Raw genomic sequence first — 26,129 nt, 5'->3', positions numbered from 1 at the left:
TGGAATGGCCCATGAACGAAGAGCGCGCATTATAAAGGGTGAAACATGTCGTGACGTCCTATCTGAAAGGGTGACTGGTTTTATTTCCCTGCCAAGGGATAATCAGACCCTTCCCCTGTGTTATCGAGGGTTTTAACACCTATGTGGTACAACGGCCTGCTCGACTTGTCGGCCTGGCAACTGGTCGGCATCACTTTGTTGATGACCCATGTGACCATCGTCAGCGTCACGGTTTACCTGCATCGCTACTCCGCGCACCGGGCCTTGGAGCTCAACGGCGCGCTCAAGCATTTCTTCCGTTTCTGGCTGTGGCTGACCACGGCGCAGAACACCCGCGAGTGGACCGCCGTCCACCGCAAGCACCACGCCAAGTGCGAAACCCCCGACGACCCGCACAGCCCGGTGCACAAGGGTTTGAGCACGGTCCTGCGCAAAGGCGCCGAGCTCTACCGCGAAGAGGCACGCAACCCCGAAACCCTGCGCATCTACGGCAAGAACTGCCCGGACGACTGGATCGAGCGCAACCTCTACTCGCGGTACAAGCTAGGCGGCATTGCCCTGCTGGCGGTGATCGACTTGCTGCTGTTCGGCACTCTTGGCATCACCATCTGGGCGGTGCAGATGATGTGGATTCCGTTCTGGGCCGCTGGCGTGGTCAATGGCCTGGGCCATGCCGTCGGCTACCGCAATTTCGAATGCCGGGACGCCGCCACCAACCTGGTGCCGTGGGGCATCGTCATCGGTGGCGAAGAGCTGCACAACAACCACCACACCTACCCCAACTCGGCCAAGCTGTCGGTAAAACGCTGGGAGTTCGACATGGGCTGGGCCTGGATACGCCTGTTCTGCTTCCTGCGCCTGGCCAAGGTGCAGCGCGTGGCGCCGATCGCCCACAGGGTCGAAGGCAAGGCCAACCTGGACATGGACACTGCCATGGCGATCCTCAACAATCGCTTCCAGATCATGGCCCAGTACCGCAAGCTGGTGATCGGCCCGCTGGTGCAGCAAGAGCTGGCCAAGGTCGACGCGTCGATGCGCCACCGTTTCCGCCGCGCCAAGCGCCTGCTGTCGCGGGAGACCAGCCTGCTGGAAGACCGCCACCACGTGCGCATCGAGACGCTGCTCGCGCATAGCCAGGCCCTCAAGGTCATTTACGAAAAACGCCTGGCCCTGCAGCAAATCTGGGCACGCACCAGCGCCAATGGCCACGACATGCTCGCGGCCATGAAGGACTGGGTGCACGAGGCCGAAGCCAGCGGCATCCATGCCCTGCACGACTTCGCCGCACAACTGAAAACCTACTCCCTGCGCCCAACTGGCGCCTGACCGCCGTTGATCGGCACGCCCTGCTAGCAGGGCGTGCCGCCTGGAACTTCCCCCCCTGCCCACCACTCCAACTCGGCACATCGCCCGCGTGGCGGGCCTGATGCTGGCCGCACGCTCACTTGTCGAGACTCGCTCGTGCACATGGCCAAGAACATTCCAACTTCCCTGCCCGGCACCCCACCTCCAGAAGCCGCCAAGACCTTGCTGGCCCTGCTGCACGCCCAAGGCGAAGTCGCCCGCCTGAGTGAACGCGAACAACTCTTCAGTTCGTTGCTGGACAGCGTCAATGCCGTACTCTGGGCCTTTGACTGGGAAGCTCGCCAGGTGCTCTACGTCAGCCCGGCGTACGAACGTATCTTTGGCCGCCCGATCAGCCTGGTGCTGGCCGACTACAACGAGTGGCGCGACAGCATCTACCCCGACGACCTGGAATACGCCGAGCGCAGCCTGGCCCAAGTGCTGCTCAAAGGCTCGGTGGAAGACCGCGAATACCGCATCCTCAATGCCGAAGGCCAGGTACGCTGGCTGAGTGACAAGTGCTACATCAACCAGCACCGCGAGGGCGAACAGCGGGTCATCGTTGTCGGTATCGCCGAAGACATCACCGAAAAGAAGCAACTCGAAGGCGAACTGCATCGCCTGGCCACCACCGACGTGCTGACCCAGAGCAGCAACCGCCGGCACTTCTTCGAATGTGCCCAGCAGGCCTTCGACAGCGCCCGCGAGGACGGCACGCCACTGGCCTTCCTGCTGCTGGACATCGACGATTTCAAACAGATCAATGACAGCTACGGGCACCAGGAAGGCGACCAAGTGCTGCAGCGTATCGCCGACAGCGGCAAAGCCGTGCTACGCCGAGGGGACCAGTTTGGACGTATTGGTGGCGAGGAGTTTGCGGCCGTGTTCCCGGGCTGTAATGCACAAGTGGCCGAGCAGATCGCCGAGCGTTTGCAGCGAGAGATTCAACGGCTGAGCTTCAGCCACGACGAGCACGTCTACGGGGTGACCGTGAGCCAGGGGCTGACGGCGTTGACGGATGAGGATGAGTCGCTGGACAGCCTGTTCGCCCGCGCCGATGCGGCGATGTACCGGGCCAAGCGGCAGGGGAAGAATCAGATTGTGCGGGGATAGGTAAACTTACCAAGCCGCGATTATCGCTTGAACCTGAAATGGTAAAAAGCCGACTGGTAGTCGTTCTCAATGGAATAATCGATCCAGATGCCTGCATAGTGGTGCCTCTTTCCGCGACCAGGGATGCTGGAACGCTAAGCGGAGGGTGGTACGATGAGCTGCCTGCTCATCAACCCAGGCAAATTGGACGAGGACATCTTGATTTGATACTTACCCCATGATCTTGTCCCCGTAGCCCTTAGAGGCACTTCGCGTTTTATTCCCCTTGAGGGACCTGCAAAACCCAGCCTAGGCTGGGTTTTGTCATTTCTGACTAGGCAAGAACGCGTGCACGAATGAACCCTGAGCATGGGAGCAACTGTCTTGCGCAATTTCTAAAAAATGACGCATTACGTGGGAGCGGCGGTGCGGCGATCCGACTTGCCCCGCGAACACCGGCGAAGCCGGTGCCATGCACCGCGTAGCCCCATTCGCGGGACAAGCCCGCTCCCACAACGATGGATGACCATACTTTTCGTACAAAAACCTAAGATCAGGTATCAGCGCCGCTCTCACCGACAGGTAATTCTTCACGCTGCGGCTTCACCTCCGGGTTCTCGACCTTGCGCAGCCGGCCCAGCTCCGCCAAGCCGAGCTTGAGCAGCCGTGCAGTCTTGTTACTGGCAACCTGCTCCAACCCATGCTCAGCCGGCAACCGTGACAATTGCCCGGCCAGATTCATCGCCAGGATCTCCCGCGAATACACGCCACCGCCCAGTTGGTAGATGGCCGCAATCAGTTCACGCAGTGCCAGTGGCAAGCGCCAGCGCGTGCGCAGCGCCGAACCGAATGCCGCGCCGTATTCATCGAGCGACTTGCGGACCGTGCCCTCGTCCAACTCACCACCGGCCAGGCGCCACTCTTGCAGGCAGCGCAGCACTGCCAGGTCGCCCAGGCAATGCAACAGCCCGGCGCAGTAACAACGCCCTTCATCCAGCTCCAACATACGCGCGAGGCTGCGGCCGTATTCAGCGCAGTGCAGCGAGAGCTTCCAGAAGTGCGCCGCGTGCTGCGCCAGCAAGGGGTCGCTCAGCCGTGCGCTGCGTTTGAGGGTCATGCCCAGGATGAGGTTCATGCTCTGGGTGCTGCCAAGCTTGTTCAACGCCTGCAGCAACGTTTGCACGGGCGCGTCGCGGTGCAGGGCGGCGCTGTTGGCGGCGGCGATGAGCACTGCGGTAACCTGCGGGTCGTTGCGCACTTCCTCTTCAAGCACCTTGAGGTTCAGGCCCTGAGGGTTCAGCGCGCGCTTGATCGCCACCTGCACATCGGCCAGCAGCGGTCCGCCATCGGCAGTCGCGCGGCGCTGCTCGAGGTAACCGGCCAGGCTGGCACCCGGCTGCAAAGGCGGCACCGGGCAGGCGATTTCTTCGCCAACGGCCAGCAGGAGTTCTTCCAGGCGCTTGCGCAGGTTATCCAGGTTCAGGGGCTTGCTCAGGTAAGCGGTGGGGTGCAGGGGCAACGCTTCGCGCACGCTGGCACTGTCGCTGCGGCTGCTCATGAGAATGAACGGCAACTCCGGGCCTTTGGCGCGGACCTTGCGCAGCAGGTCAAGGCCATCGACGCCGGCCAGCTCACGCGCAGCGATGATCAGGTCGGGCTTGCTCGACAGCGCGCTCAGCGCCTGCGAGCCGTCGGCGCAGACCTGCAGACGGGCGTCGCAACGCACGCTGAGCAGCATCTCCTTGAGCATGTCACGCACCCACGGGTCGCCCTCGACAATCAGTACGCAAGGTGGGGTGGGGTCTACAGCGCTCATGGCCAACTCCTGAATATCCCTGACACGCAATCCGTCGCAGCTTCCAAGGCAAGTCCTGCGTCAACGATAGCGTCCATCGCGTTTTCTGGGCACAAAAAAAACCCGCCGAGGCGGGTTTTTTCTGAAGCGTGTCACATTAGGCGAGTTCGGCGAAGCACTCTTCGATGATCGCCAGGCCTTTGTCCAACAGTGCGTCTTCGGCGGTCAGCGGGACCAGAATACGCAGGACGTTGCCGTAGGTGCCGCAAGACAGCAGGATCAGACCCTTGTCACGTGCCTTGGCAACAACCTGGCCAACAGCAGCAGCGTTCGGGGTGTGAGTGCCTTTCTCGAAGACTTCGACAGCAATCATCGAGCCCAGACCACGGATGTCACCGATGATCGGGTTCTTTTCCTGGATCTTGCGCAGGCCAGTCACCAGGTGCTCACCAACAGCCTTGCTGCGGTCCAGCAGTTTTTCTTCTTCGAACACTTCGATCACGGCCAGGGCCGCGGCGCAAGCGATCGGCGAACCGGCGTAGGTGCCGCCCAGGCCGCCTGGTGCGATGGCGTCCATGTACTCGGCCTTGCCGCACACACCGGCCAGCGGGAAGCCGCCAGCGATGGATTTGGCGAAGGTGGTCAGGTCAGGCGCAACGCCCATCTGTTCCATGGCGAAGAAGGTGCCAGTACGGCCAGCGCCGGTCTGCACTTCGTCGGCGATCAGCAGGATGCCGTGCTGGTCGCACAGGGCGCGCAGGCGCTGCATCAGCTCTTTCGGCGCTGGCAGGAAGCCGCCTTCGCCTTGTACGGGCTCCAGGATGATCGCGGCGATGTCCTTAGGCTCGGCATCGTTCTTGAAGATGCGCTCAACCGAGGCGATGGCGTCGTCGACGCTCACACCGTGCAGTTCGTTCGGGAACAGTGCGCGGAAGATGCCGCCTGGCATCAGGCCCATGCCAGCGGAGTACGGCACGACCTTGCCGGTCAGGCCCAGGGTCATCATGGTACGGCCGTGGTAGGCGCCGGTGAAGGCGATGACGCCAGCGCGGCCAGTGGCGGCACGGGCGATCTTGACGGCGTTTTCAACGGCTTCGGAGCCGGTGGTGACCAGCAGGGTCTTCTTGTCGAAGTCGCCTGGGACCAGCTTGTTGATCTTTTCGCACAGCTCTACATAGGGTTCGTAGGCCAGCACCTGGAAGCAGGTGTGGCTGACTTTGGTCAGCTGCTCTTGCACGGCTGCAACCACTTTCGGGTGCAGGTGGCCGGTGTTCAGCACTGCGATGCCGCCCGCGAAGTCGATCAGTTCGCGGCCTTCAACGTCGATCACCGTCGAGTTCTTCGCGGTGTCTACGAAGATCGGGTGGATTTGGCCGACGCCACGTGGGACGGCGGCTACACGGCGTTGCATCAAGGATTCGTTGGTCTTGCTCATAATGCCCTCATTGCGCCGATCAGAATGGCGCTTTTATTCGGGGGTGGCTGGGAGTGCTCGCGCACAGTATTCGTTGATCGACTGCCGTGAACGCCCTGGCCACCAGGTACTGCATGTAAAAAAGGCCAGCGAGACGTCGCTCTCGCGCCCCGCTGGCAGAGGTAAAGCCTTTTAACCGGTGATCAGACGCTGATGCACAGGTATTTGATTTCGAGGTAGTCCTCGATACCGTATTTGGAACCTTCGCGGCCCAGGCCCGAAGCCTTGATACCGCCAAACGGTGCGACTTCGTTGGAAATCAGGCCGGTGTTGATGCCAACCATGCCGTATTCCAGCGCTTCGGCAACACGGAACACACGGCTCATGTCGCGGGCGTAGAAGTACGAAGCCAGGCCGAACTCGGTGTCGTTGGACATGGCGATGACTTCGGCTTCGTCCTGGAAGCGGAACAGCGGCGCCAGTGGGCCGAAGGTCTCTTCCTTGGCGACAGCAGCGGTCTTCGGCACGTTGACCAGAATGGTCGGCTCGAAGAAGTTGCCTTCGATCAGCTTGCCACCGGCCAGCACCTTGGCGCCTTTGGCGACCGCGTCTTCGATGTGTTCCTGAACCTTGGCGACAGCCTTGCCGTCGATCAGCGGGCCAGTGGTGGTGCCGTCTTCCAGACCGTTACCGATTTTCAGCTTGGCCACTGCAGCAGCCAGCTTCTCGGCGAACGCGTCGTAGACGCCGTCCTGCACGTAGATACGGTTGGCGCAGACGCAGGTCTGGCCGTTGTTGCGGTACTTGGAGATGATCGCGCCTTCGACTGCCTTGTCCAGGTCAGCGTCGTCGAACACGATGAACGGCGCGTTGCCACCCAGCTCCAGGGAAACCTTCTTGATGTCCTTGGCGCATTCTTGCATCAGCTGGCGACCGATTTCGGTCGAGCCGGTGAAGGACAGTTTGCGAACCAGGGAGTTGCCAGTCAGCTCGCCGCCGACTTCGCCAGCGCTGCCGGTGACGACGCTCAGCACACCAGCCGGGATGCCGGCACGGTGAGCCAGCTCGACCAGGGCCAGAGCGGAGTACGGGGTCTGCGAAGCAGGCTTGAGCACCATGGTGCAGCCAGCGGCCAGGGCCGGGCCGGCTTTACGGGTGATCATGGCCGCCGGGAAGTTCCACGGGGTGATGGCCGCGGTAACGCCGATTGGCTGCTTGATGACGATCAGGCGCTTGTCAGGCTGGTGGCCTGGGATGGTGTCACCGTAGACGCGCTTGGCTTCTTCGGCGAACCACTCGATGAACGAGGCGGCGTAGGCGATTTCGCCCTTGGCTTCGGCCAGTGGCTTGCCTTGCTCGGTGGTCATCAGGCGAGCCAGGTCGTCCTGGTTCTCGATCATCAGTTCGAACCAGCGACGCAGCTTGGCCGAACGCTCTTTGGCGGTCAGGGCGCGCCAGGCCGGCAGGGCCTTGTCGGCGGCTTCGATGGCGCGGCGGGTTTCCGCGGTGCCCATCTTAGGCACGGTACCGATGACTTCGCCGGTGGCCGGGTTGGTCACCTTGATGGTCTGGCCATTGTCCGCATCCAGCCACTCACCATTGATATAGGCTTGCTGGCGGAACAACTGAGCGTCTTTGAGCTGCATGTCGGCTTCCCGAATTGTTGATTGTTGAAAAGCGCCCAAAGCAGGGCATCGAGCGTTTGAAATCTCAAACGAATGCTAAGCGGCTGCTGGGGTGTAGGACAATAGGCTGTTCGAAAAAAAGAACGAATGGTTGAACAGCCTGCGGAAATTTCATGATTTTTTACACCGCAGCCGGCCTCTTCGCGGGCAAGCCCGCTCCCACAGAGTGCACATCCCTAGGAGATTGTGGAGATCCTGTGGGAGCGGGCTTGCCCGCGAAGAGGCCGATACAGGTTAGACGATCGAGCGGGAAGAAATGTGAAGGGAGGACCGACGGCCCTCCCAGACGGGATGGATCAGAACGCCTTGCCCAGGTCTATCACCAACGCCCGATACCCGACACTGCCCGGCTGCCGGCTGTGCACCTTCAGCTCCACCAGCACCTCCTGCGTCCCGCGGCGCACCTCATTGAGCACGGTGGTAGTCAGTTTCTCTGGGGTCAGGAAATTCACCGAGGCCGAATAGATGAACTGGGTATCGGTCTCGGGCCGGTAGGCCACCACCGAGGTCACCGGGCTGTACCATTCGTCACCGCGCGCTTTGCCGTACTCCCACACCTGCTCGACCGTGCCTTTGGCCTCGTCGATCTTGTACTCCACCGCGCGGCTGTAATTGCCGACCAGCTTGGTCGGGGCAAAATCGCGCCCCCAGCCGTTGTCGAACACGGTCAGCGTGCCTTTGCCCGTGAGCCAGGCAGTGTGCTGGGTCCAGGACCAATCGAAGCCTTCGCTCTGCACCGGCGTCAGCACCTTGTCCTGCAAGCGCTGCGGCCACCCCTGCGGCGAGGCGAGAATCCACTTCACGGTTTTGTCACGGCCGATCTTCACCACGCCTTGATGGCGTGCTGAAACGATGATGCTGTCGTCATCTGCGTCGTAGTCGATGGCATTGACGTGCGCCCAGTTGCGCCCGGTGCCAACGCCTGGGGTGTCACCGAACGGCAGGTCGCCTTCGGCCAGTTCGTTGGCCAGCCGGTCTTCGTGCTTTTGCACGCCGTCGGGCAACTGGATCGCCGCCTTGCCAAGGGTTTCCAGCAGGTCGCCGCGGTACGGGTCGAGGATCTGGTTCAGGTCCCAGAAGTCCAACACATCACCCGCTTCGCTCACCTCGATGATGTGGTCACGGATCGAGCGCACGCGCTTGCCGTCTGGCCGGCGATAGTCGCTGGTACCGACCCGCAACAGGTAGGTGCCGTTGGCGGTCTCACGGATTTCGTGGGAGAAGTCGGCAAACTTGTCCGGCAGGCTGCGTTGCCAGATGCGCCGACCAAGCAAGTCGTATTTGGAGTAAGTCTGGCCCTGGCCCCAGATCAACTTGCCGTCACGGGTCTGCTGGAAGCCCATGGTGCCGCCCAGGCCGTCCCGGCGGTTGGAATCGTGAATCTGCTCGATATCCAAGTACCAGCGCACGTCGCCATTACTGTCGGCGATCCAGTTGTTGCCCACTTGGTCCCACTCGGCCGCACCGCCCAGGGCATTCCACTTGAAGGCCCGGCCGCCCGGGATATCCCCCTGCAGGTGGTTGAACAGGTAAAGGCGATTTTCGAAGCCGGGCGCTACCTTGATGGGTTCGACCTCTGGCAACGCCGCAGTCTGCTTCGCCACCACCGGCAGGCGCACTGCCGGCGCATAGACCTGATAACGCTCGCGGATGCGCTCGCCATCGAGTTTATAGGTCACTTCAACCTGGTTGACGTAGTCGGGGTACAACCCGAACACCGGGATGCCGCCATAGGTCCACAGCGAGCGGTCCGACACCTCGTAGGCGATGTCTACGCCCCGCTCGCCGCGGCCCAGCACGCGCACATGGGCCGCACTCAGCGTACGCCCGCCATCGCGGATGATGGCCGTCAGCGGTGCCAGGCGGTACGGGTTGACCACCACGTCGCCCAACAGCGCCTCATCAGGCCCGGGGACCTTGGCTGTGAGGCAGGCGCCTTCAGGCAATGCAGGGGTTTCGGTTTTAGCATTCATGGCAAAGCTCCTTGTGCTCAGAAGTCGTAACGGGCGGTAGCGCCGAAGGTGCGAGGGGTGCCGAGTACCCCGGCATAGCCACCGTTGGCGGAGTTCCACAGGCTGGTGAAGTAGGTCTTGTCGCCGGCGTTTTTCACCCACAGCGACAGGTCGAGCACGCCGTCGCCCTGGTCCAGGCGCACGCCGGTGGAGAGGTTGACCAGCGCATAGCTGGGGATCTGGCCGAAGTCAGAGTCGTCGATGGTGCCCACCGCCTTGGAACGGAAGGCGTAGCTGGCGGTGACGTAGGGCTCGACGCGCTCGGCCAGCTGCCACTTGTACTGGGCGTTGAGGTTGGCGATGTACTTGGAGGCACCGACCACCTGATGGCCCGACAGGTCGCAGGTGGCGGTGGCATTGGCCAGGCTGACTTCGGGCGGGCATGGCGCATCGTCGTACTCGGTGTAGCGCACGTCGTTCCACGAGCCGTTGAAGTTGACCGTGAGGCCGCGCACCGGCAGTGCCGTGGCCTCGAACTCCAGGCCACGCGAACGCACACGCCCCGCGTTGGCCAGGTACTGCACGCGGTTAGCCTCGTCATACACGTTGGCCTGGTAGCCATGCACTTCGGCCCAGAACAGGTTGGCGTTGAGCTGCAGGCGATCATCCAGCAGCGTGCTCTTGACCCCGATTTCGGCGTTGTTGACCCGCTCGGTGCCGACCAGCAGCGAGTCAGTGCCCAAGCGCGGCGCGGCGCCGACGGTAAGGTTGATACCCCCGGATTTCTCGCCATGGGTCAGGGTGGCGTAACCCAGTATCTGGTCGTTGAAGCGGTAACTCAGGCCCAGCAGGCCAGAGGGGCTGAAGCTGTACTGGTTGAGATCCCCCGAGTCGTAGGCACCCACCCTGCCCTGGCGCGCCGCCGCTGCGGCGCCGGTGACCGCCGCGCCACCCGTAGGCGCATCACGGGTCACCCAGGCGCTTTTCTCCTCGTAAGTGCCGCGCACACCGGCGGTGAAGTCCAGGCGGTCGGTAAGGTGCCAGGTGCCCTGGGCGAACAGCGCATAGCTGTCGGTGTCGATGTGGCCATCACCGAGGGTGTTGACGTTGTTCAGGGCGCCGGCCGGGGTGATGTTCCAGATGTCTGCCTGAGGGCCGTAATAGGTGAAGGACTTATTGTCCAGGTCCTGCTTGAAGTAGTACGCGCCCACCACATAGTCGAAGGCGCCACCGGTCGGCGAAGCCAGGCGAATCTCCTGCGAATACTGCTTGTCGCGCACCGACACACCAGCGCTGTAGAACACCGGCACGTTGAGGCCATCGTCGTTGCGCGGGGTAAAGTCCCACCAGCGGTAGGCGGTGATCGAGGTGAGGGTGAAGTCGTTGGGCAAGGTCCAGTTGGCCTCGACCGAAGTGCCACCCTGGAACACCGTCACCTGCTGATCGGCATCGAAATTGACCTTGCGGTCCTTGCCCGACACCAGCGTCGCGCCGGCCTGCGCTGCCAGGCTCTCGTAGCGGTTGACGCCGTTGATGGTCGGGCCGGTGCTGTACAAGCTGAGGATGCCGTTGTTGGAATCTTCTTCGTTGTACTCGCCGATCCAACGCAGGTTGAAGGTTTCGCTGGGCTTGAACAGCAATTGGGTACGAAAGCCCTGGCGCTTGCCGCCGTTGAGGTCGTCACCGTTGTGGATGTTCTTCACGTAGCCATCGTCTTCGGTGCGGTAGGCACTGATGCGCCCGGCCAGGGTGTCGCTGATCGGCCCGGAAAAGCTGCCCTGGGTCTGCAGGTAGCCATCTTCACCAATCGACTGCTGAACGCTGCCCTCACGGTGGAAGGTCGGCTTGCGCGTGGTGATGTTGAGCACACCGGCGGTGGTGTTCTTGCCGAACAGCGTGCCTTGCGGGCCGCGCAGCACCTCCAGTTGCTCGACATCCAGCAGGTCGAACACCGCCATGCCGGGGCGACCGAGGTAGACGTTGTCCAGGTAGATGCCGACGCTGCCTTCCAGGCCATCGCTGGCCGGGTTGTTGCCCAGGCCACGGATCGAGATGCTCGATTGACGGGCATGCACATAGGCGACGTTGGTGCTGGGCACCAGTTGTTGCAGGTCCTGCACGCGGTAGATGCGCTGGGTTTCCAGGGTTTCGCTGTTCAGCACGCTGATCGGCGTGGGCACGCTCTGTGCGGTTTCTTCGCGACGGCGGGCGTTGACGGTAACGGTGCCAAGCTTGGCCTCCTGCTCTAAGGCAGGGGCTGTGCTGACAGGCGCTTCGGCAAAGCTGCCAGTGGATGCCGCCAGCAACACGCCAGCGGCCAAGGGTTGCAGGGTGAACCGCGATGCGCGCGCAGGCCAACGGGAAACTCGGGACATGCTGATGCTCCTTGAGGCATGGGCCCTGAGCGAGCATTTCCGTTGGCGGAACCGAATCGCGGTCAGTCGGGCTTATATTCTTTTAAGTGATATAAATATTTGTAATTCATATTTAGTGGAATAAGTAACAGCCTTTATAAGGGGACTCACCCTTATCAGCAATTGCATTTGACCGAAGGTTTTAATGTAGAAAATGCATATCGATCTCCGTCAGTTGCGCCATTACATTGCCCTGGTCGAGCACCGCAGTTTCGTGGCCGCGGCCGCTGCGGTGAACCTGTCGCAATCGGCCTTCAGCCGCAGCATCCAGACCCTCGAGCACAACATCGGCTGCCGCCTGGTGGACCGCGCCAGCAAAGAGCTGGCCCCCACCCGCCAGGGTTTGCTGGTGTTGGAGCATTCACGGCGGCTGGTGCACGGGGCGCACAACCTGGTCAATGAAATTCACCAGTTCAACGGCGCTACCACCGGCGTGGTGCGCTTCGGCTCCGGCCCTGCGCCAGCGGGGGGCTTGGTGCCACGGGCAGTGGCGCGCTTCGTCGCCGAATACCCAGCGGCGCGCACGTGTTTTCAGGTGGATAACTGGCAGGCGTTGAACCGCAAGCTGATCGCCGAAGAGATCGAGTTTTTCGTCGCCGACACGCGCCAGTTCGAGTCAGACCCGGATTACCGCGTGCACAAGCTGGCGCCGCAGCGCTGGCACTTCTGCTGCCGCGCTGGTCACCCGCTGACCACGCGGCAGGCAGTGCAGGCGCGGGACCTGTTCGAGTACCCATTGGCCACCACCTTTCGCCCGCCGAACATCCGCAAGGTCCTCAGCGACCTCAGCGGGCGGCAGGACTTTCTGCCCACGGTGGAATGCGAACATGGCTATGCGTTGCTGAATGTGGTGATGCATTCGGACACCATCGGCATTGCCTGCAATGCCAACCTGCGGCCGTATCAACGTGACGGGGGGCTGGTGGCGCTGAAGCTTTCGGACTTGGCGCCGGAGCACGAAGAAGCGTTTTATACCCGCTATGGGGTGGTGAGCCGGGTGGGGTATGGGTTGTCGCCGTTGGCGCAGGGGTTGGTCAGGCAGTTGATTGCCTGTGATACCGACCTATGAACAACCCTACCGCCCGCTGTGTGTGAGCAGCCTTGTGCTGCGAAGAGGCCGGCGCATGCCAAACGCAATGAGCCTGGCAGCACCGGCCTCTTCGCAGCACAAGGCTGCTCCCACAGACTGGGCAGTACTTAGCCTTTACGGGTTGTGCGGCTCAGTTGCCCATCCACCCCCACCGGCACCTCACCCGCCAACGTCACCCGCCGAACCACACGCGGCTGGGTGCCATAGTCATCCACCGCATAATGCTGCGTCGCGCGGTTATCCCAGATCGCCACATCCCCCGCTTCCCAGCGCCAGCGCACGGTATTTTCCAAGCGCGTGACATGCCCCTGCAGCACGGCGAACAGGTGCTGCGAATCGGCCAGCGAATAACCCTTGATGCGCTTCACGAAGTGCCCCAACTGCAGCGCCCGCTCACCGCTGACCGGGTGCACGCGCACGACCGGATGCTCGGTCTCGTACACCGTCGAGGTGAACACCTGGCGATAACGCTCCAACTTGGCCGGGTCGACGTCAGGCTTGAGGGACGCGTAGTCGTATTCGTTGCTGTGCACCGCCCACAACTTGTCGGCCAGCTCGCGCAGTGGCTCGGGCAGCTCCTGGTAGGCCGCTGCGGTATTGGCCCACACGGTATCCCCACCAGACGCCGGCGCCACCACGCTGCGCAGGATGGACGCCTTAGGGTAGGCATCGACGAAGGTCACGTCGGTGTGCCAGGAGTTGGCCCGCTGGCCTTCGGCACCATCGAGCTGCAGCAGGTAGCTGGTGCCATCGACCACCGGTACGGTGGGGTGGGCGACCGGTTCGCCCAGCAACTTGGCGAAGCCTTCCTGGCTTTGGTCGTCCAGGTGGGTCTGGCCACGGAAGAAGATCACTTTGTGCTCGACCAAGGCCGCCTGTATGGCATCGATCGTGGCGGCATCCAGGTCGGCAGAAAGCTTCAACCCGCGGATCTCGGCGCCGATACGGCCGGCAACCGGATGGATGTCGAGTTCAAGGGCGAGTGGCGCGGTGGCCAGGGCGGCATTGCTCATGGTCGTGGTCCTTGCGGTTATTGTCGGTTCAAAGGGTTAGCGGGCGGCCTGGACGGCCTGCTGCTGTTGCAGTGCGGTGTCGAGAAAGCGTGGTTCGACCCAGTCGGCAACCTGGAAGCCACGGCGGATCAGGCGCTCTTTGGCGGCCAAGTCGACGCCCTGCTGCAGTTGGGCCAGAAAATCAGCGTCCAGGCGTGGGTCGAAGTAATGCGCGAGGTTTTCCTTGGCCAAGTCATCGCTGAGGATGCTGCGCGGCCAGCTGGCGTTGTTTGCCACCAGGTCGACATAGGCGTCGCGGTTGTGTTCGTCACGCAGCCACGCGGTAGCCTGCTCCTGGGCATTGACCAGGCGCTGCACCAGGTCTGGGTGCTGGCGGATGAATTCGCCGGTGCCCAGCAAGACCGCTTGGGTGCTGCCGGCGCCTTGCAGGTCGCGGGAATTGACGGGCAGTTCGACCAGCCCGCGTTCACGCAGCGCCAGCAGGTTCGACAGGCCCCAGGTGGCATCGATCTGCTTGGCGGCGATTGCGGCGTTGGCAGCGTTGAAGTCGAGGTTGATCACCTTCAGGTCACGCTCGGACAGCCCCTGGCTGGCCAGCGCGCTGGCGAACGACAGCTGGTTGGCAGTGCCGCGGAACACCGCCACACGCTTGCCCTTGAGGTCGTGCAGGGTCTTGATGCCGGACCCCGGCACCACCCCCAGGTAGCTTTTCACCCCGCGCACGCCGGCCGACAGCACGCGCGTATCCAAGCCATTGGCCTTGCCGACGATCGCAGCCAGGTCCCCCAGGTAGGCAAAGTCGGCCTGGCCATTGGCCAGGGCCTCGTTCACCACCGGCCCTGCGCCCTTGAAGAAGTGCCAATCGATGCGGATGCCGTCCTTGGCAAATTCCTTCTCCAGCAATTGCTGGTCGCGCAGCACATCGACCACGCCCCCGGCGCTGTGTTTGCTGCCAGCGCTCAAGTCGGGCACGGCGATGCGGATGCTCGCTGGCTTGGCTGACTCGGCAGCGTGGGCGTTGAGGGTGAAGACCAGCCCAAGGGCGGTGATCAGGTGGCGTAGTGGGGTTTTCATGGCAAGGCTCCTTGGCAGGCTGCCACCGACGAAGGCCGGCGCTTTGGCCAGAAGCTAGGCAGGTCTGGTTAGAACCTCCAAAGATCAAAACTTCATTTTTTAGTAACCAGAAAGCATAAATCAGGCGCTATGCGGGCCTGCGGGGGGCTTGCGGGGAACGCATGGAAAATATGAGGAAAACGCAACGGTAAGGGGTTTGCGCATGCAAGGGTTGCATGCTCTTATCCCTTGAAATGCGCACTTATGAATTTTTAATTCCATTAGTGCATAAGATAACAACGCTTCGTTCGAGAGATGCCGATGAATGGAATTCTGAACAGGAGTTGGGGGTGGCTTCGGGGGCCGCTTCGCGGCCCTTTCGCGACGCAAGGCAGCGCCTACAAGAGGGGTGCGTACCTTTCTTGGGTATTGCCGCTGTTGATCGCGGTGTTGTGGGTGGTCGCCAGCCGGCAACATTGGATGAGCGAGCAGATTCTGCCGGCGCCTTCGCGGGTATGGGAGAGCGCGCTGGAGTTTGGCTCCGGGGAGCTTTGGGGGCACCTGTGGATAAGTGTGCAGCGGCTGTTCTGGGGCTTGGCGGTCGGGATTGTCAGCGGGTTGCTGCTGGGCACCTGGCTGGGGTCGTCGCGGCGGGCACAGACGCTGGTGCTGCCCACCTTCGTCGCGCTGGCGCAAATTCCCACCCTGGCCTGGATACCGCTGTTCATGCTGTTTTTCGGCATCGGCGAGTTGCTGAAGCTGGTGGTGCTGGTCAAAGCCGTGGTGGTGCCGGTCACCCTGCACACCCTGGTCGGTGTGCGCGATGCCCAACCCAAGCTGCGTGAAGCTGCAGCGGCGTTGCGCTTGCCCCGTCACCTGTTGTTCCTGCGGCTGCTGTTGCCCGCCGCCCTGCCCGCCTTCCTCACGGGCGTACGCCTGGCCCTGGCTACCGGCTGGACGTCGTTGCTGGCCGTGGAGCTGCTGGCCTCCAGCGAGGGCATCGGCTACCTGATGGTGTGGGGCCGGCAGTTGTTCATGCTCGACCTGGTGCTGCTCTGCATCCTGGTGATCGGCCTGGTTGGGGCGCTCATGGAGCAAGGCTTCTCGCGTCTGGAGAAACGCCTGCTGTTCTGGCCGCAACCCGCAACCGGCGAGCAGCAGCGCGGCCCGATCCCAAAAGGTTGGCAAAGCCTACTGCTGCCGATTGCACTGCTGGCGCTGTGGCAGGCCACCAGCACCGTGGGCTGGGTTGACCAGAACATCCTCACGTCACCGCTGGGCGTGCTGCACACCCTGTTCAGCGGGCTGGCGGACGGCACGCTGCCACAGGCGTTGCTGCTGAGCCTGCAACGCACCTTGACCGGCCTGGTGCTGGGCGGTGGCGCGGGTTTGCTGGTTGGCCTGCTGCTGGGGCTTTCGCACAGCGCCGAGCGCGTGTTCGGCCCGAGCCTGACGGCCGTGCGCCAAGTGGCGCTGTTTGCCTGGGTGCCTCTGCTTACGGCCTGGTTCGGCCTGGGCGAAGGCGCCAAGACTGTGTTCGTGGCCCTGGCGGCGTTCTTCCCATTGCTGATTGCCACCCAGCGCGGTATCGCCGGGCTGTCGCCTCAGCTGGGCGAGGCCGCCCGCACCTTGCGCCTGAGCCTGTGGCAACGCTTGCGCCGGTTGGTGCTGCCCGGCGCTGCCCCGGCGATTTTCGCCGGCCTGCGCCTGTCGCTGATCTACGCCTGGCTGGGCACCATCGGCGCCGAATACTTCATGCCTTCTGACGGCGGCATCGCCAGCCTGATGATCGGCGCCCAACAGCTGTTCCGCATGGACCAGGTGATAGCCGCCATGGTCCTGATCGGCCTGGTCGGCGCCCTGCTCGGCACCCTCGGACAACGCCTCGAATCACGCGCCACGCGCTGGAGAACCGCATGAACGCCTTCAACACCTCGCACCTGCCTGCGGCCAATCAACCCGACGTCACCCCGCCATTGGTCAGCTTCGAGGGGGTCGGTAAGGTTTTCCGCGTCGATGGCCAACCGTTGGAGGCCATTCACGATTTCAACCTGTCGATCAACGAAGGCGAATTCATCGCCATCGTCGGTGCGTCCGGCTGTGGCAAATCCACCCTGCTGCGCCTGCTGGTGGGGCTCGACACCGACTACAGCGGCAGCATCCGCGTCGACGGGCGCGCGGTCAGTGGCATCGGTGGCGAACGCGGCATCGTGTTTCAGGAACACCGCCTGTTCCCCTGGCTGACGGTGGAGCAAAACATCGCCCTGGGGCTGGTCAACGAACAGCTGACCCAGGGTGAGCGCGCCCGGCGCGTGCATGAGTTTGTGCTGCTGGTCGGCCTTAGCGGGTTCGAGTCGGCTTACCCGCACCAGCTTTCCGGCGGCATGGCCCAGCGCGTGGCAATCGCCCGCGGGCTGGTGGCCAGCCCACGGATCCTGTTGCTTGACGAGCCCTTCGGCGCGCTCGATGCGCTGACCCGCCAGCAACTGCAGGATGAACTGCTGGCCATTCGTGAACGTGCGGGTATCACCACCCTGCTGGTGACCCACGATGCGGAAGAGGCCACCTACCTGGCCGACCGGGTGGTCGTGCTGGAACCGCGCCCGGGGCGGATCAAGTCGGTGGTCGAAATCGACCTGCCACACCCGCGCCTGCGCACAGGCGTGGCGCTGCATGGGCTGCGCGAGAAGGTGCTGCACCAAATCACCGGTGCCGGCGGTTACCTACCACCCGTGGTTCGCCGAGTAGAAGGGCTGCGGCCCGAGCTGATCGCACTCTGATGGCCGGTAGGAGCAGCCTTGTGCTGCGAAGAGGCCGGCGATAACAGCACACGTCTGCGTTGCTGCCACTGGCCTCTTCGCAGCACAAGGCTGCTCCTACAGGCGTTATGCCCAAAGCGCGGGTAAAAACAGCTACAGATCAAGGCGATGGACGCAACCGAAACAGATGGGTATCATGCGTGCGCGTTGCACTCGTAGCTCAGCTGGATAGAGTACTGCCCTCCGAAGGCAGGGGTCGTGGGTTCGAATCCCGCCGAGTGCGCCATCTTCGAAAGCCCTGGGATTTTTCCCGGGGCTTTTTCGTTTGTGCGACATGTCGCGTTTCTGGTACTCCCGTACTGCAGAGCATTGGTGTTAGCGTGGGCACCTTCCCGTTTTTCGAACGGGTACCCCCAACAATGACTCGCGAAGGAATGCGCGCGCCCATGTACCTGAAAAAACTCACCGCTACCTCACTGCTGCTGGCCAGCATCGGCCTGTTCAGCGTACCGGCCCAGGCCAACCTCTCCCAGCAACAATCCGCGGCCATCATCAAGGCCTACGACGGCACAGAACTGGCGGACTTCAAACAGTTCATCGGCAAGCTCAACGGCAGCGACCTGGCCAAGGCCGACAACCTCGGCGAGACGCTGAGCGCGTACTTGGCCAACAAGCCGCTGGCCGACGAGCAACAGAACGAAATCAACCGCCTGCTGGGCCTGTATACCCGTATCAAGTACGGCAAGGTCGCCACCGAGACCCTGCGCGAACTGGTGGCCATCCCCACCTTCAGCGTCGATGGCGTACCGCAGCACGAGAACCCCGAGTTCCTGAAGATCGCGGACAAGATCAAAGCCCTGGCCGAAGGCTTTGGCCTGACGTTCCGCAATATCGACAACCGGGTCTACGAAATCACCCTGGGCGAAGGCAAAGAGGTGGTCGGCATCCATGCCCACGCCGACGTGGTGCCGGTCAACCCGGACAACTGGAAGCTGGACGATGGCACTCGCCTCGACCCCTTCAAGGTCACGCTGGTGGGTGACCGCATGTATGGCCGCGGCACCGAAGACGACAAGAACGGCATCGTCGTGGCGCTGTATGCGCTGAAAGTGGCCAAGGACGAAAAGCTGCCGCTGGCCCGGCAACTCAAACTGCTGGTGGACACCACCGAAGAAACCAGCGGTGACGCGATCCCTTACTACTTCGAGCGCAACCCGACGCCCGACTACAACCTGGCGCTGGACGGCGGCTACCCTGTGGTGATCGCCGAGAAAGGCTACGGCACGGTCATGGCCAGCTTCGCCAAGCGCGCCGCCACCGGCAAGGGCGCCGAAATCACCCACCTCACCGGCGGACTGGCCACCAACCAGATCCCGACGACGTCGGTCGCCACCCTGGCCAGCGACAAGCCTGCCGAACTGGCAGCCAGCCTGAACAAAGCCGGTGCCGCGTATGTGAAGGGCAACGGCGGTGATTTCAGCATCGATGCCAAGGTGGTCGGCAAGAACGTGCAGCTCACCGTGAAAGGCGTCTCGGCCCACTCCTCGGAGCCAGAGTCTGGGGTCAACCCGGTGGCGCGCATGCTGGTGTTCATCAATGGCCTGGGCAAGCAGGTGCCACTCAAGCACAACCAGTTCACCGACGCCGCCCGCTATGCCAGCGACAACTGGGGCCTGGACTACCTGGGCAAAAAGCTCGGCGTAGGCTTTGAAGACGCGTTCATGGGGCCGCTGACCGCCTCGCCGACCTTTGTCGGCGTGGACGACAAGGGGCTGAAACTGGCGGTCAACCTGCGTATCCCAAAGGGCAAGGAAATTGCCGTGATCAAGGATGACCTGGCGACCAAGCTGGATAAATGGAAGAGCACCAGCCACGTCCCGGTGGCCTTCGACTACAGCCTCGACGCGCCGATGTACCGCAACCCGGAGGGCGAGTGGGTCAAGGCCCTGCTTGCCGTGGCCAGCGAGAACCTGGGCATGAAGCACGAGTTTGGCACCTCGGCGGGGGCTACCTCAGTGCATGACTTGCCCAACGGCGTACAGTTCGGCCTGGCCATGCCTGATGTGAAATACACCGGGCACAACGACAACGAGTTCAAGACCGTGGAGCAGTTCATGCTGGATCTGCAGGTGGTGAGCGAGATGGTCGCGCGCATCGGGCAGATGCCGAAGCTGTAGCGCAATCACCTGTAGGAGCAGCCTTGTGCTGCGAAGAGGCCGGTAAACCTAGCAGAGTTGCATACTCAGTACCGGCCTCTTCGCAGCGCAAGGCTGCTCCTACAAGGGTGCGTATTACCCGGAAGGCCGGGTTATCGAAGGTCGGTACTCAGGCTAGGCGTGCCAAAGCCTTCCAACGTTGCGTTGGACGCATTCAAGTACTGCGCCCAGAAGTCGTTCAGCGCATCCATGGTCTTGCCAGAGCGGTAGGCATGCTTCACCGCGTCGGTGACCAGCCCAGCGCCAGACACATACACCCGGGCGCCTTGCAGGTCGGCGTACAGCCCCTTGCTCTGCGCAAGCTTCAGCTCGTTGCCAACGTTCAGTTGCTTGATCTGGTTGGCCGCGTAGAAGCTGGTGTAGTCGGAATGCTCGAGCATGTCCGAAATCAGGTACACCACCCGCTCCTGGATACCCTGCTCTTTGCCCATGTCTTCACCGACACGGCGCAGGGTGTTCATGATTTCGCTCTTGGGGATGTCCTGACGCGCCTCGCGCAGGCCCTTCACGAACAGCCCGCCGAAACCGGTCTGAAACGCCTTTTTCTGGGTCGCCAGGCACTGGTCCAGGCCACGCAGCTTGCGCATGTTCACATCGTCGCGAACCTCTCCCTGCAACGGCGTGTCCAGCTCGCCGGCATACACCAGGCGCTGATACTCACCCGGCAGGAACGCCGAGAAGGTATAGAGCCTGACGCGATCGCCCGGCTGCACGAACCGGTCGATCTGGCCCCAGGCGCTGCGCTGCAAGTCTTCTGGCATCGGGATGGTCTGATCGATGATCACCACCAGCTCGCGGCCGGAACCTGCAGGCTTGATGTCTGCCAGGCCGTTGCGCGTGTAGCAGCTCTGCAGATCGTTGCGTTCGGCGGCCAGCGCTGCACACGGCAGCGCCAGCGCCAGGATCAGGGCCTTGGCAAGCCTCATGACAGCATGCCCTCCTTCTTCGCAGGGAACAGGCCAAGGGCCTTGAGTGCTTGCTGTTGCTCGCGGATGTCGCGCAGTTGCGCCTCGCTGACATTCAGCGCACGGCTGGCGGCGGCCAGGCTTTCTTCCGGCAGGCCAGTCACATCGTGGAACTCGGAGGCCTTGATAGCGACCGGCTCGGCCACTGCAGCAGCAGGGGCAACAGGGGCTACGGCAGGCGCAGGCTCGACCGGCATCGCGGCGACAGCGACGGCTACAGCCGCGGGTGCTGGTGCCACGGTCTCAACCGGCCGCGCTGGCTTCTCTGGCTGCTCCGATACCTTGTCAGCCTTGTGTTCGACGAAGCTCAAGAAATTGCGGCGGGCGGTGTTTTCCCCGTCCAGTGCCGTCAGCACATTGGCATCGGTGTGATCACGGCTGGACAACAAGGTCTGCAAGCGACGCAGCTTGTCATCGGCATGGCTGGCGATGGCCGAACGCTTCTGGTCCATCGCATCGAGCATTTCTTCGGAGGTGGCGTACTTGTGGGTACGCTGCCAGGCGGTGTGCGAGTGCGTACCGGCGAAGAAGTAGCGGCTGGCCAACCACAGGCTGATGCCTTGGATCGCCACGTAGATCAGCGACAGCATCACGTAGGTCGTCAGGCTGGCCTTGCGGATCGCCTGCATCTTGTCGTCGATGGTGGCGTTATCCGCTTCATCGTTGATGGCCTGGGATTCTGCTGGCAGGTCGAACGGCGAGCCCGCGGTGCTGCTTTGCGTGGACGCTTCGGCACGCATGCCGTTGACCATCTCGGTCTCGATGCTGTCCAGGGTGGCCGAACGGATGAGGAAGGCACCAATGGCCATGGCCACCACGAACGCACCGCAGGTGATCAACCAGAAGAACTTGCGCGTGACGTTGGCGTTCACGTCCTTCACACGGGCCAGCAACTGCTCGTAGTCAGGCTTGTCCGAGTCGCTGAAGGAGTCTTCCAGGTTGATGGCTTTGTTGGCTTTCAGCGAGCGCGAGCGCTTGGAAGGCTCTTCACCCTGCCACCAATGGCGGGCACGAGCGACCAGGCTGTTGTGGTGCACCGCGTGCCCGGCAGCCTCGGCCAGAAACGCCGACGCAACGGCCAGCAGAATCGCCACGAATGCCGTCAGCCAGTGACGGTCATTGGTCGACGCGTCCATGTTCACCCAGCCGGCGACCACATAGGCAAACCCCATGGCCTCGATCACCACCAGCAACAGGACAACCGCCAACACCCACCACGGCCGTGCAGAACGGCCGGCCTCACCGGCCTTGGACAGGTAGTCCAGGTAGGCACTGTAGGCGTTCGCGTCCTTGGCGTAGAGCTTGAACTTCTTGTTGTACACGTTCGACAGGGTGACTTCGTGGTTGATCCAGCCTTCAGCGTCGACCGAAGCCGGCTTGCGCGACAGGCGCGCGACCGTACCGATCAAGGGGAAGCTGTGCCAGACACGGGTCAGGAAGTAGGAAACCTCTTCCCAATAGTTACGCACGATCACCGCAGTGATCAGCAACGAAAGCAGGCCGGCAGAGAGCAACTGATTGGCGAGAATCAGTGATTTAAGTGCAGCGAGCGAAAAGTCTTCCATTCAGGACGTCCTTGACTGGGGTTATTTGGTAGCCGGGATCGGCTTGTAGGAAGCGACGAACGCGTCACTGCCGGCGGCATAGAACAAGGCACCTTGGCTGACCTCGGCGTTGCCTTTGCTGAATACGATGTCCATGCACGAAATCGATGCCTGGGCATCACTGGCGAAGACCCGGTAGAGCACTTCGCTTTCGCCTTCATAGGTGTTGGCCACGGCCTTCATGGTGCGTGGTTTGTGCTGCGTGGGCTGTTTGTAGTCTTCGACCAACTGCAGGATCGGCTGGCGGTCGACCATGGCGTTCTCACGCAAGATCGATACTGGCGACACGGTCACCAGGTGCCCGTTGACCAGGTTGGCCCAGACCCGGTTGTTGTAACCCGGCAGGTAGTCCTTGGTGGCGCGGCGCTGCAAAGGTTGGTCGTTGACCATGCTCAGCACTTCACCGGCATTGCGTGGGCGGTCGGCCTCGCAGCTGGACATCGGCATCTGCGCGGCGTATGCGCTGCTGATCAGCGTGAAGCCACTCTGTTTCGGCTTGATGCTCTGCGCCATGGTCCAGCTGTAGTTGGCCACGGGAGTACCGGCGAAATCGACCTGCGGACGCACAGCTGCAACAGCCTTCGCGGTGCTGGTGCTGGTGCTGCTGGTACTGGTGGTTGCGCTGGCGGTACTGCTGGCCGTGACAGGCGTGCGCTGTGCCGTGGTCGGCTTGCTCGCGGCAGGCTTGCTGCTCGCTTGTGCAGTAGTGGTCGCCTGCCGAGGCTTGGCAGCGGTCGAGGTGCCGTAGTGCAGGTAGCGGGTGTTGCCCGCTTCTGCCTGGGCACGCATCACCAGGGCCTGTTCGTTGGCCAGCTCGACAATTTCCACACGGCGGTTCTGGCCACGCAGCAACGGGTCGCTGTTATCGGCAATCGGGCGCGATGCCCCGGCGCCTTGGTAATAGATGGCACTGGCCGGAATGCCGGCCTGCAGCATGACCTTGCCCACGGTCTTGGCGCGGCGCTCGGACAGCTTCTGGTTGAAATCGGCATTGCCCACGGCATCGCTGTGGCCAACGATCAACAAGCGACGTGCCTGCGCCTCCTTGGCGGCGGCCTGCTTGTCGGTGGCGGCCGGCTTGGCATACATCTGCGCCAGCTTGGCCACGGCGCGCTGGCCGTTGGGGGTCAGTTGGTCGGAGCCAGTGGCGAACATCCCGGTGTCTTCGATCTGGGTCACCAGGCCCGCCTGTTCAGGGACGGCGGTCACCACCGCTGCCGAGGCAACGGTCAACTTCTCGGTGGTGATCTTCAGGTTCTCTTCCTTGGCGATGCGGTCAAGCTCCTGCAAGCGCGACTGCCAGACATAACCGGCGATGCACCCCAACGTGCCGCCGACTGCAACGCCCGGCAAGATGCCGTCCTTGCCTTTAAGGGCATAACCGGCAGCGCCCCCGGCGACAACCCCGACACCACAGAGCACGGGCATGCCGTAGTCCCTGCCAATGTCTTTAACGCTCTTGGAAATATTGTCGATCTGTTGGCTGCTGCAACCGGCAGCGGTGATGAAGGCGCAACTGAGCGCTGTGAGGCGAAACATGCTTTGCATTGCGGCTCCTTGCCGAAACAGGTCTGGATGATGGCAACTTGACATGCATTGTCACAGATTACCGGGGATTTTGCCCCACCCAGGTAAGCATCTCCAGCGCCGGATACACGGCTTGCCGGAGTGCTTGGTACACAATCGATTCAACCATGACGTTTTTCAATCGCCTCCATGCCGTTTCCTGCATTGCCGTGCAGAGCGCCGTGCCGGATGCTTTATTTACATTGAGACAGCGCTTTTTCCACCCGCAGAGGCCCGTATGAAAAACGTCGAACAAATCCTCAAGACCAAGTCGCAGCCCCAGACCGTTTACACCATCGGCCCGGACGACTCGGTACTGGACGCCCTTAAACTGCTGGCGGAGAAAAATATCGGTGCGCTGCCCGTGGTGGAGAACAACCAGGTGATCGGCATCGTCAGTGAGCGGGATTATGCCCGCAAGCTGGTGCTCAAAGGCCGTTCGTCAGCGGCAACGCCAGTACGCGAGATCATGAGCGCCCCGGTGATTACCGTGGAACCCAAGCACAATCTGGAATATTGCATGAACCAGATGACCAACCTGCACCTGCGTCACCTGCCGGTGGTCAGCAATGGCGAACTGCTGGGCCTGTTGTCGATTGGCGACCTGGTGAAGGAAACCATCGCCGAACAGGCCAACCTGATCCTGCAACTGGAGCAGTACATCCGCGGCGAGTAAACCGCCTCAGTGGTAGGCGCGCTCCAGTTCGTCCAGTTGGTGGTCGAAGCTGCGCAGGCGCGCCGACCAGGTGTATACCAGCACTTCAAGGTCGCGGTTGAGCACGGCAGTGGTGCCATTGCCCGTGCTCGTCGGCTCGCCCAGGTCGAGCTGATAGCGTTCGCGGGCCATGGCCGCCGCCACGCTGGAGAGGTCCCGTGCGTTGGCCAGCCAATGGTGGTGGTGATCGTGGATTTCGCGGTCGAGGGCCCGGCACTGGCGCTTTAAGGCGTCCAGGCTTTGCTCCAGCGGGGTGCCCTTGAGCTCACCCATGACTTCTTCGAAGGTGCGCCCGGAGTGCCAGTAACTGCCCCAGAAATAGCGGTCGAATACCGTTTCGACCCGGCGCAGGGCAACCTTGGTGTTCCAGATGGTCAGCAACGTTCGCCCCTGGATCACCTCACGCTTGTTCAGGCGCAACTGTTGCCAGGCGATCCAGGTCAGCGCCACCAGCGCAACCGCCACGGTGACCGCGGCGGCGGCGTAGAGAAACTGCACCGCCTGGTTCATCTGTTGCGTCTGCCTGATGCCATAGAAGTAACTGGCCGTCAGCGTGCCCAGGATCGTCACGGAGCACCAGAACCCTGGTGCGTAGGGATCTTTCATCGCGCTATCCCCTTATTGTTTTCCTGAGCATAGCAACGGCCAATCACTCGTCAGGTGCCGCTCGGCGCTTTATTTTCGGGGGCGGCGCAACGCCTCGTTGAGTTGGTCGAAAGGGACTGCCCAATCAGCATCTTCGTTGATGCTGTCCTTGAGGAAGTTGCGCTGGGCATCGGTCCAGAACGGGGCATCGACCAGCTTGATCTCGTTTTGCAGCGGCGAGTGGCTGGTGATGAATTGATCGATACTCAAAGCATCGTCAGGCAAGCCCAGCTGTTTGAACAGCTCGGCGAATGGATGGGTCGGTGCTTCCATGATTCCTCCTAAAAGCCGGTCAGGCCGTCCACGACGCCCGCCCGGCGTTGGCTTGAGAACATCAGCACAGCTCACGCACTTCGGCGTGCGGTACCAGTTTCATGAACTGCTCCATGCTCATGTGGATCAGGTGATCGTGGTCACCCGCCTCCAGGTAGACATCACCTTGCCGGGTAAGGGTCGGGTCGAGCAGCATTTTTATATCGTAGGCATCGCCAAGTGCCGGCACTGCGCCGCGTTCGCAATCGCCGAACAGCGTCGGCAGGCCGCTTTCGCGGGTCAGTTGCCAGGCGCCCGACATGCGCACCTTGCTCATGTCCAGATGCCGGTTGGCTGGTAGCACGGCCAGGATGTAGTTGCCATGCCGGTCATCGAGCACCACCGACTTGGCGACCCGCTCGGCGGGTACACCGGCCGTGCGTGCCGACTCCAGGCTGGTGGCTGAATGTGGATGGGGAATGATGTCGTAGTCGCAGTTGGCCTTGTCCAGGCGGGCCTGCAGGGTCTTTGCCATACGCATGATGCACCTCCGGT

Annotated in this window: 20 protein-coding genes and 1 tRNA gene; 8 read left to right on the top strand and 13 right to left on the bottom strand. The window is 62.4% G+C overall.

The features are described from left to right. Positions 1 to 141 precede the first annotated feature (141 nt). Both desA and D886_RS0117585 read left to right on the top strand, forming a co-directional pair. Positions 142 to 1,326, top strand: a complete 1,185-nt coding sequence (desA, locus tag D886_RS0117590) for a delta-9 fatty acid desaturase DesA (RefSeq protein WP_027595158.1) — start codon at positions 142 to 144, stop codon at positions 1,324 to 1,326. A gap of 141 nt (positions 1,327 to 1,467) precedes the next feature. Next, positions 1,468 to 2,457, top strand: a complete 990-nt coding sequence (locus D886_RS0117585; RefSeq protein WP_027595157.1) for a sensor domain-containing diguanylate cyclase — start codon at positions 1,468 to 1,470, stop codon at positions 2,455 to 2,457. A 532-nt stretch (positions 2,458 to 2,989) separates the two neighbouring features. Here D886_RS0117585 and D886_RS0117580 read toward each other — a convergent pair. The 5 genes from D886_RS0117580 to D886_RS0117560 form a co-directional block, all read right to left on the bottom strand. Further along, the gene (locus D886_RS0117580) at positions 2,990 to 4,252 is read right to left on the bottom strand and encodes a response regulator (protein WP_027595156.1); all 1,263 of its coding nucleotides are present in this window, start codon (positions 4,250 to 4,252) and stop codon (positions 2,990 to 2,992) included. Positions 4,253 to 4,388: 136 nt separating this feature from the next. Then, the gene (gene gabT, locus D886_RS0117575; protein WP_027595155.1) at positions 4,389 to 5,666 is read right to left on the bottom strand and encodes a 4-aminobutyrate--2-oxoglutarate transaminase; all 1,278 of its coding nucleotides are present in this window, start codon (positions 5,664 to 5,666) and stop codon (positions 4,389 to 4,391) included. A 182-nt stretch (positions 5,667 to 5,848) separates the two neighbouring features. Further along, entirely contained in the window at positions 5,849 to 7,291 is a 1,443-nt protein-coding gene (gene gabD / locus D886_RS0117570; RefSeq protein WP_027595154.1) for an NADP-dependent succinate-semialdehyde dehydrogenase, read from the bottom strand. Positions 7,292 to 7,626: 335 nt separating this feature from the next. After that, on the bottom strand, positions 7,627 to 9,303 hold the full coding sequence (locus D886_RS0117565; RefSeq protein ID WP_027595153.1) for an aryl-sulfate sulfotransferase: 1,677 nt from the start codon (positions 9,301 to 9,303) through the stop codon (positions 7,627 to 7,629). Positions 9,304 to 9,320: 17 nt separating this feature from the next. Further along, positions 9,321 to 11,657 (bottom strand): TonB-dependent receptor, encoded by a 2,337-nt coding sequence (locus tag D886_RS0117560; RefSeq protein WP_027595152.1) that lies wholly within the window; start codon positions 11,655 to 11,657, stop codon positions 9,321 to 9,323. Between the two features lie 193 nt (positions 11,658 to 11,850). On the opposite strand from D886_RS0117560, the gene D886_RS0117555 reads away from it, so the two are divergent. Then, positions 11,851 to 12,765: a LysR family transcriptional regulator gene (locus tag D886_RS0117555; protein WP_027595151.1), complete on the top strand. Its 915-nt coding sequence runs from the start codon at positions 11,851 to 11,853 to the stop codon at positions 12,763 to 12,765. A 128-nt stretch (positions 12,766 to 12,893) separates the two neighbouring features. On the opposite strand, the gene D886_RS0117550 is transcribed toward D886_RS0117555, so the two are convergent. Continuing rightward, the gene (locus D886_RS0117550) at positions 12,894 to 13,799 is read right to left on the bottom strand and encodes a TauD/TfdA family dioxygenase (protein WP_027595150.1); all 906 of its coding nucleotides are present in this window, start codon (positions 13,797 to 13,799) and stop codon (positions 12,894 to 12,896) included. A 36-nt stretch (positions 13,800 to 13,835) separates the two neighbouring features. Continuing rightward, positions 13,836 to 14,873: an ABC transporter substrate-binding protein gene (locus tag D886_RS0117545; protein WP_027595149.1), complete on the bottom strand. Its 1,038-nt coding sequence runs from the start codon at positions 14,871 to 14,873 to the stop codon at positions 13,836 to 13,838. 300 nt (positions 14,874 to 15,173) lie between these two features. Here D886_RS0117545 and D886_RS0117540 point away from each other — a divergent pair, with 300 nt between their 5' ends. The 4 genes from D886_RS0117540 (at position 15,174) to D886_RS0117525 (ending at position 19,788) form a co-directional block, all read left to right on the top strand. Then, entirely contained in the window at positions 15,174 to 16,772 is a 1,599-nt protein-coding gene (locus tag D886_RS0117540) for an ABC transporter permease (RefSeq protein WP_027595148.1), read from the top strand. After that, positions 16,769 to 17,632 carry an ABC transporter ATP-binding protein gene (locus D886_RS0117535; RefSeq protein WP_050580764.1) on the top strand — a complete coding sequence of 288 codons (864 nt, stop codon included), beginning with the start codon at positions 16,769 to 16,771 and terminating at the stop codon, positions 17,630 to 17,632. The genes D886_RS0117540 and D886_RS0117535 overlap by 4 nt, the downstream gene beginning before the upstream one ends. Before the next feature lie 188 nt (positions 17,633 to 17,820). Continuing rightward, positions 17,821 to 17,897: transfer RNA gene (locus D886_RS0117530), tRNA-Arg, on the top strand. Positions 17,898 to 18,057: 160 nt separating this feature from the next. Then, complete coding sequence (locus tag D886_RS0117525; RefSeq protein ID WP_027595146.1) at positions 18,058 to 19,788, top strand: dipeptidase; 1,731 nt, start codon at positions 18,058 to 18,060, stop codon at positions 19,786 to 19,788. Positions 19,789 to 19,919: 131 nt separating this feature from the next. Here D886_RS0117525 and D886_RS0117520 read toward each other — a convergent pair whose 3' ends face one another. The 3 genes from D886_RS0117520 to D886_RS0117510 are packed head-to-tail and all read right to left on the bottom strand — an operon-like array spanning position 19,920 to position 23,944. Further along, complete coding sequence (locus D886_RS0117520) at positions 19,920 to 20,753, bottom strand: hypothetical protein (protein WP_027595145.1); 834 nt, start codon at positions 20,751 to 20,753, stop codon at positions 19,920 to 19,922. Beyond that, a complete protein-coding gene (locus D886_RS0117515) occupies positions 20,750 to 22,357 on the bottom strand; it encodes a hypothetical protein (RefSeq protein WP_027595144.1) in 1,608 nt (535 codons plus the stop codon). The genes D886_RS0117520 and D886_RS0117515 overlap by 4 nt, the downstream gene beginning before the upstream one ends. A gap of 21 nt (positions 22,358 to 22,378) precedes the next feature. Next, positions 22,379 to 23,944: an OmpA family protein gene (locus D886_RS0117510; protein ID WP_027595143.1), complete on the bottom strand. Its 1,566-nt coding sequence runs from the start codon at positions 23,942 to 23,944 to the stop codon at positions 22,379 to 22,381. Between the two features lie 256 nt (positions 23,945 to 24,200). Between D886_RS0117510 and D886_RS0117505 the strand changes: the two genes are divergently transcribed. After that, entirely contained in the window at positions 24,201 to 24,638 is a 438-nt protein-coding gene (locus tag D886_RS0117505) for a CBS domain-containing protein (RefSeq protein WP_027595142.1), read from the top strand. 6 nt (positions 24,639 to 24,644) lie between these two features. On the opposite strand, the gene D886_RS0117500 is transcribed toward D886_RS0117505, so the two are convergent. The 3 genes from D886_RS0117500 to D886_RS0117490 all read right to left on the bottom strand — a co-directional run bounded on the left by D886_RS0117500 (position 24,645) and on the right by D886_RS0117490 (position 26,115). Further along, entirely contained in the window at positions 24,645 to 25,283 is a 639-nt protein-coding gene (locus tag D886_RS0117500) for a hypothetical protein (protein ID WP_027595141.1), read from the bottom strand. 69 nt (positions 25,284 to 25,352) lie between these two features. Further along, on the bottom strand, positions 25,353 to 25,595 hold the full coding sequence (locus D886_RS0117495; RefSeq protein ID WP_027595140.1) for a DUF2789 domain-containing protein: 243 nt from the start codon (positions 25,593 to 25,595) through the stop codon (positions 25,353 to 25,355). A 61-nt stretch (positions 25,596 to 25,656) separates the two neighbouring features. Beyond that, positions 25,657 to 26,115 (bottom strand): aminoacyl-tRNA deacylase, encoded by a 459-nt coding sequence (locus D886_RS0117490; RefSeq protein WP_027595139.1) that lies wholly within the window; start codon positions 26,113 to 26,115, stop codon positions 25,657 to 25,659. Positions 26,116 to 26,129 lie beyond the last annotated feature (14 nt).

The organism is Pseudomonas sp. LAIL14HWK12:I7, assembly GCF_000483465.1.
Taxonomy (GTDB): domain Bacteria; phylum Pseudomonadota; class Gammaproteobacteria; order Pseudomonadales; family Pseudomonadaceae; genus Aquipseudomonas; species Aquipseudomonas kermanshahensis.
Note: the sequence above shows the minus strand (reverse complement) of the source record. Positions and strands in the feature narration are given on the sequence as shown.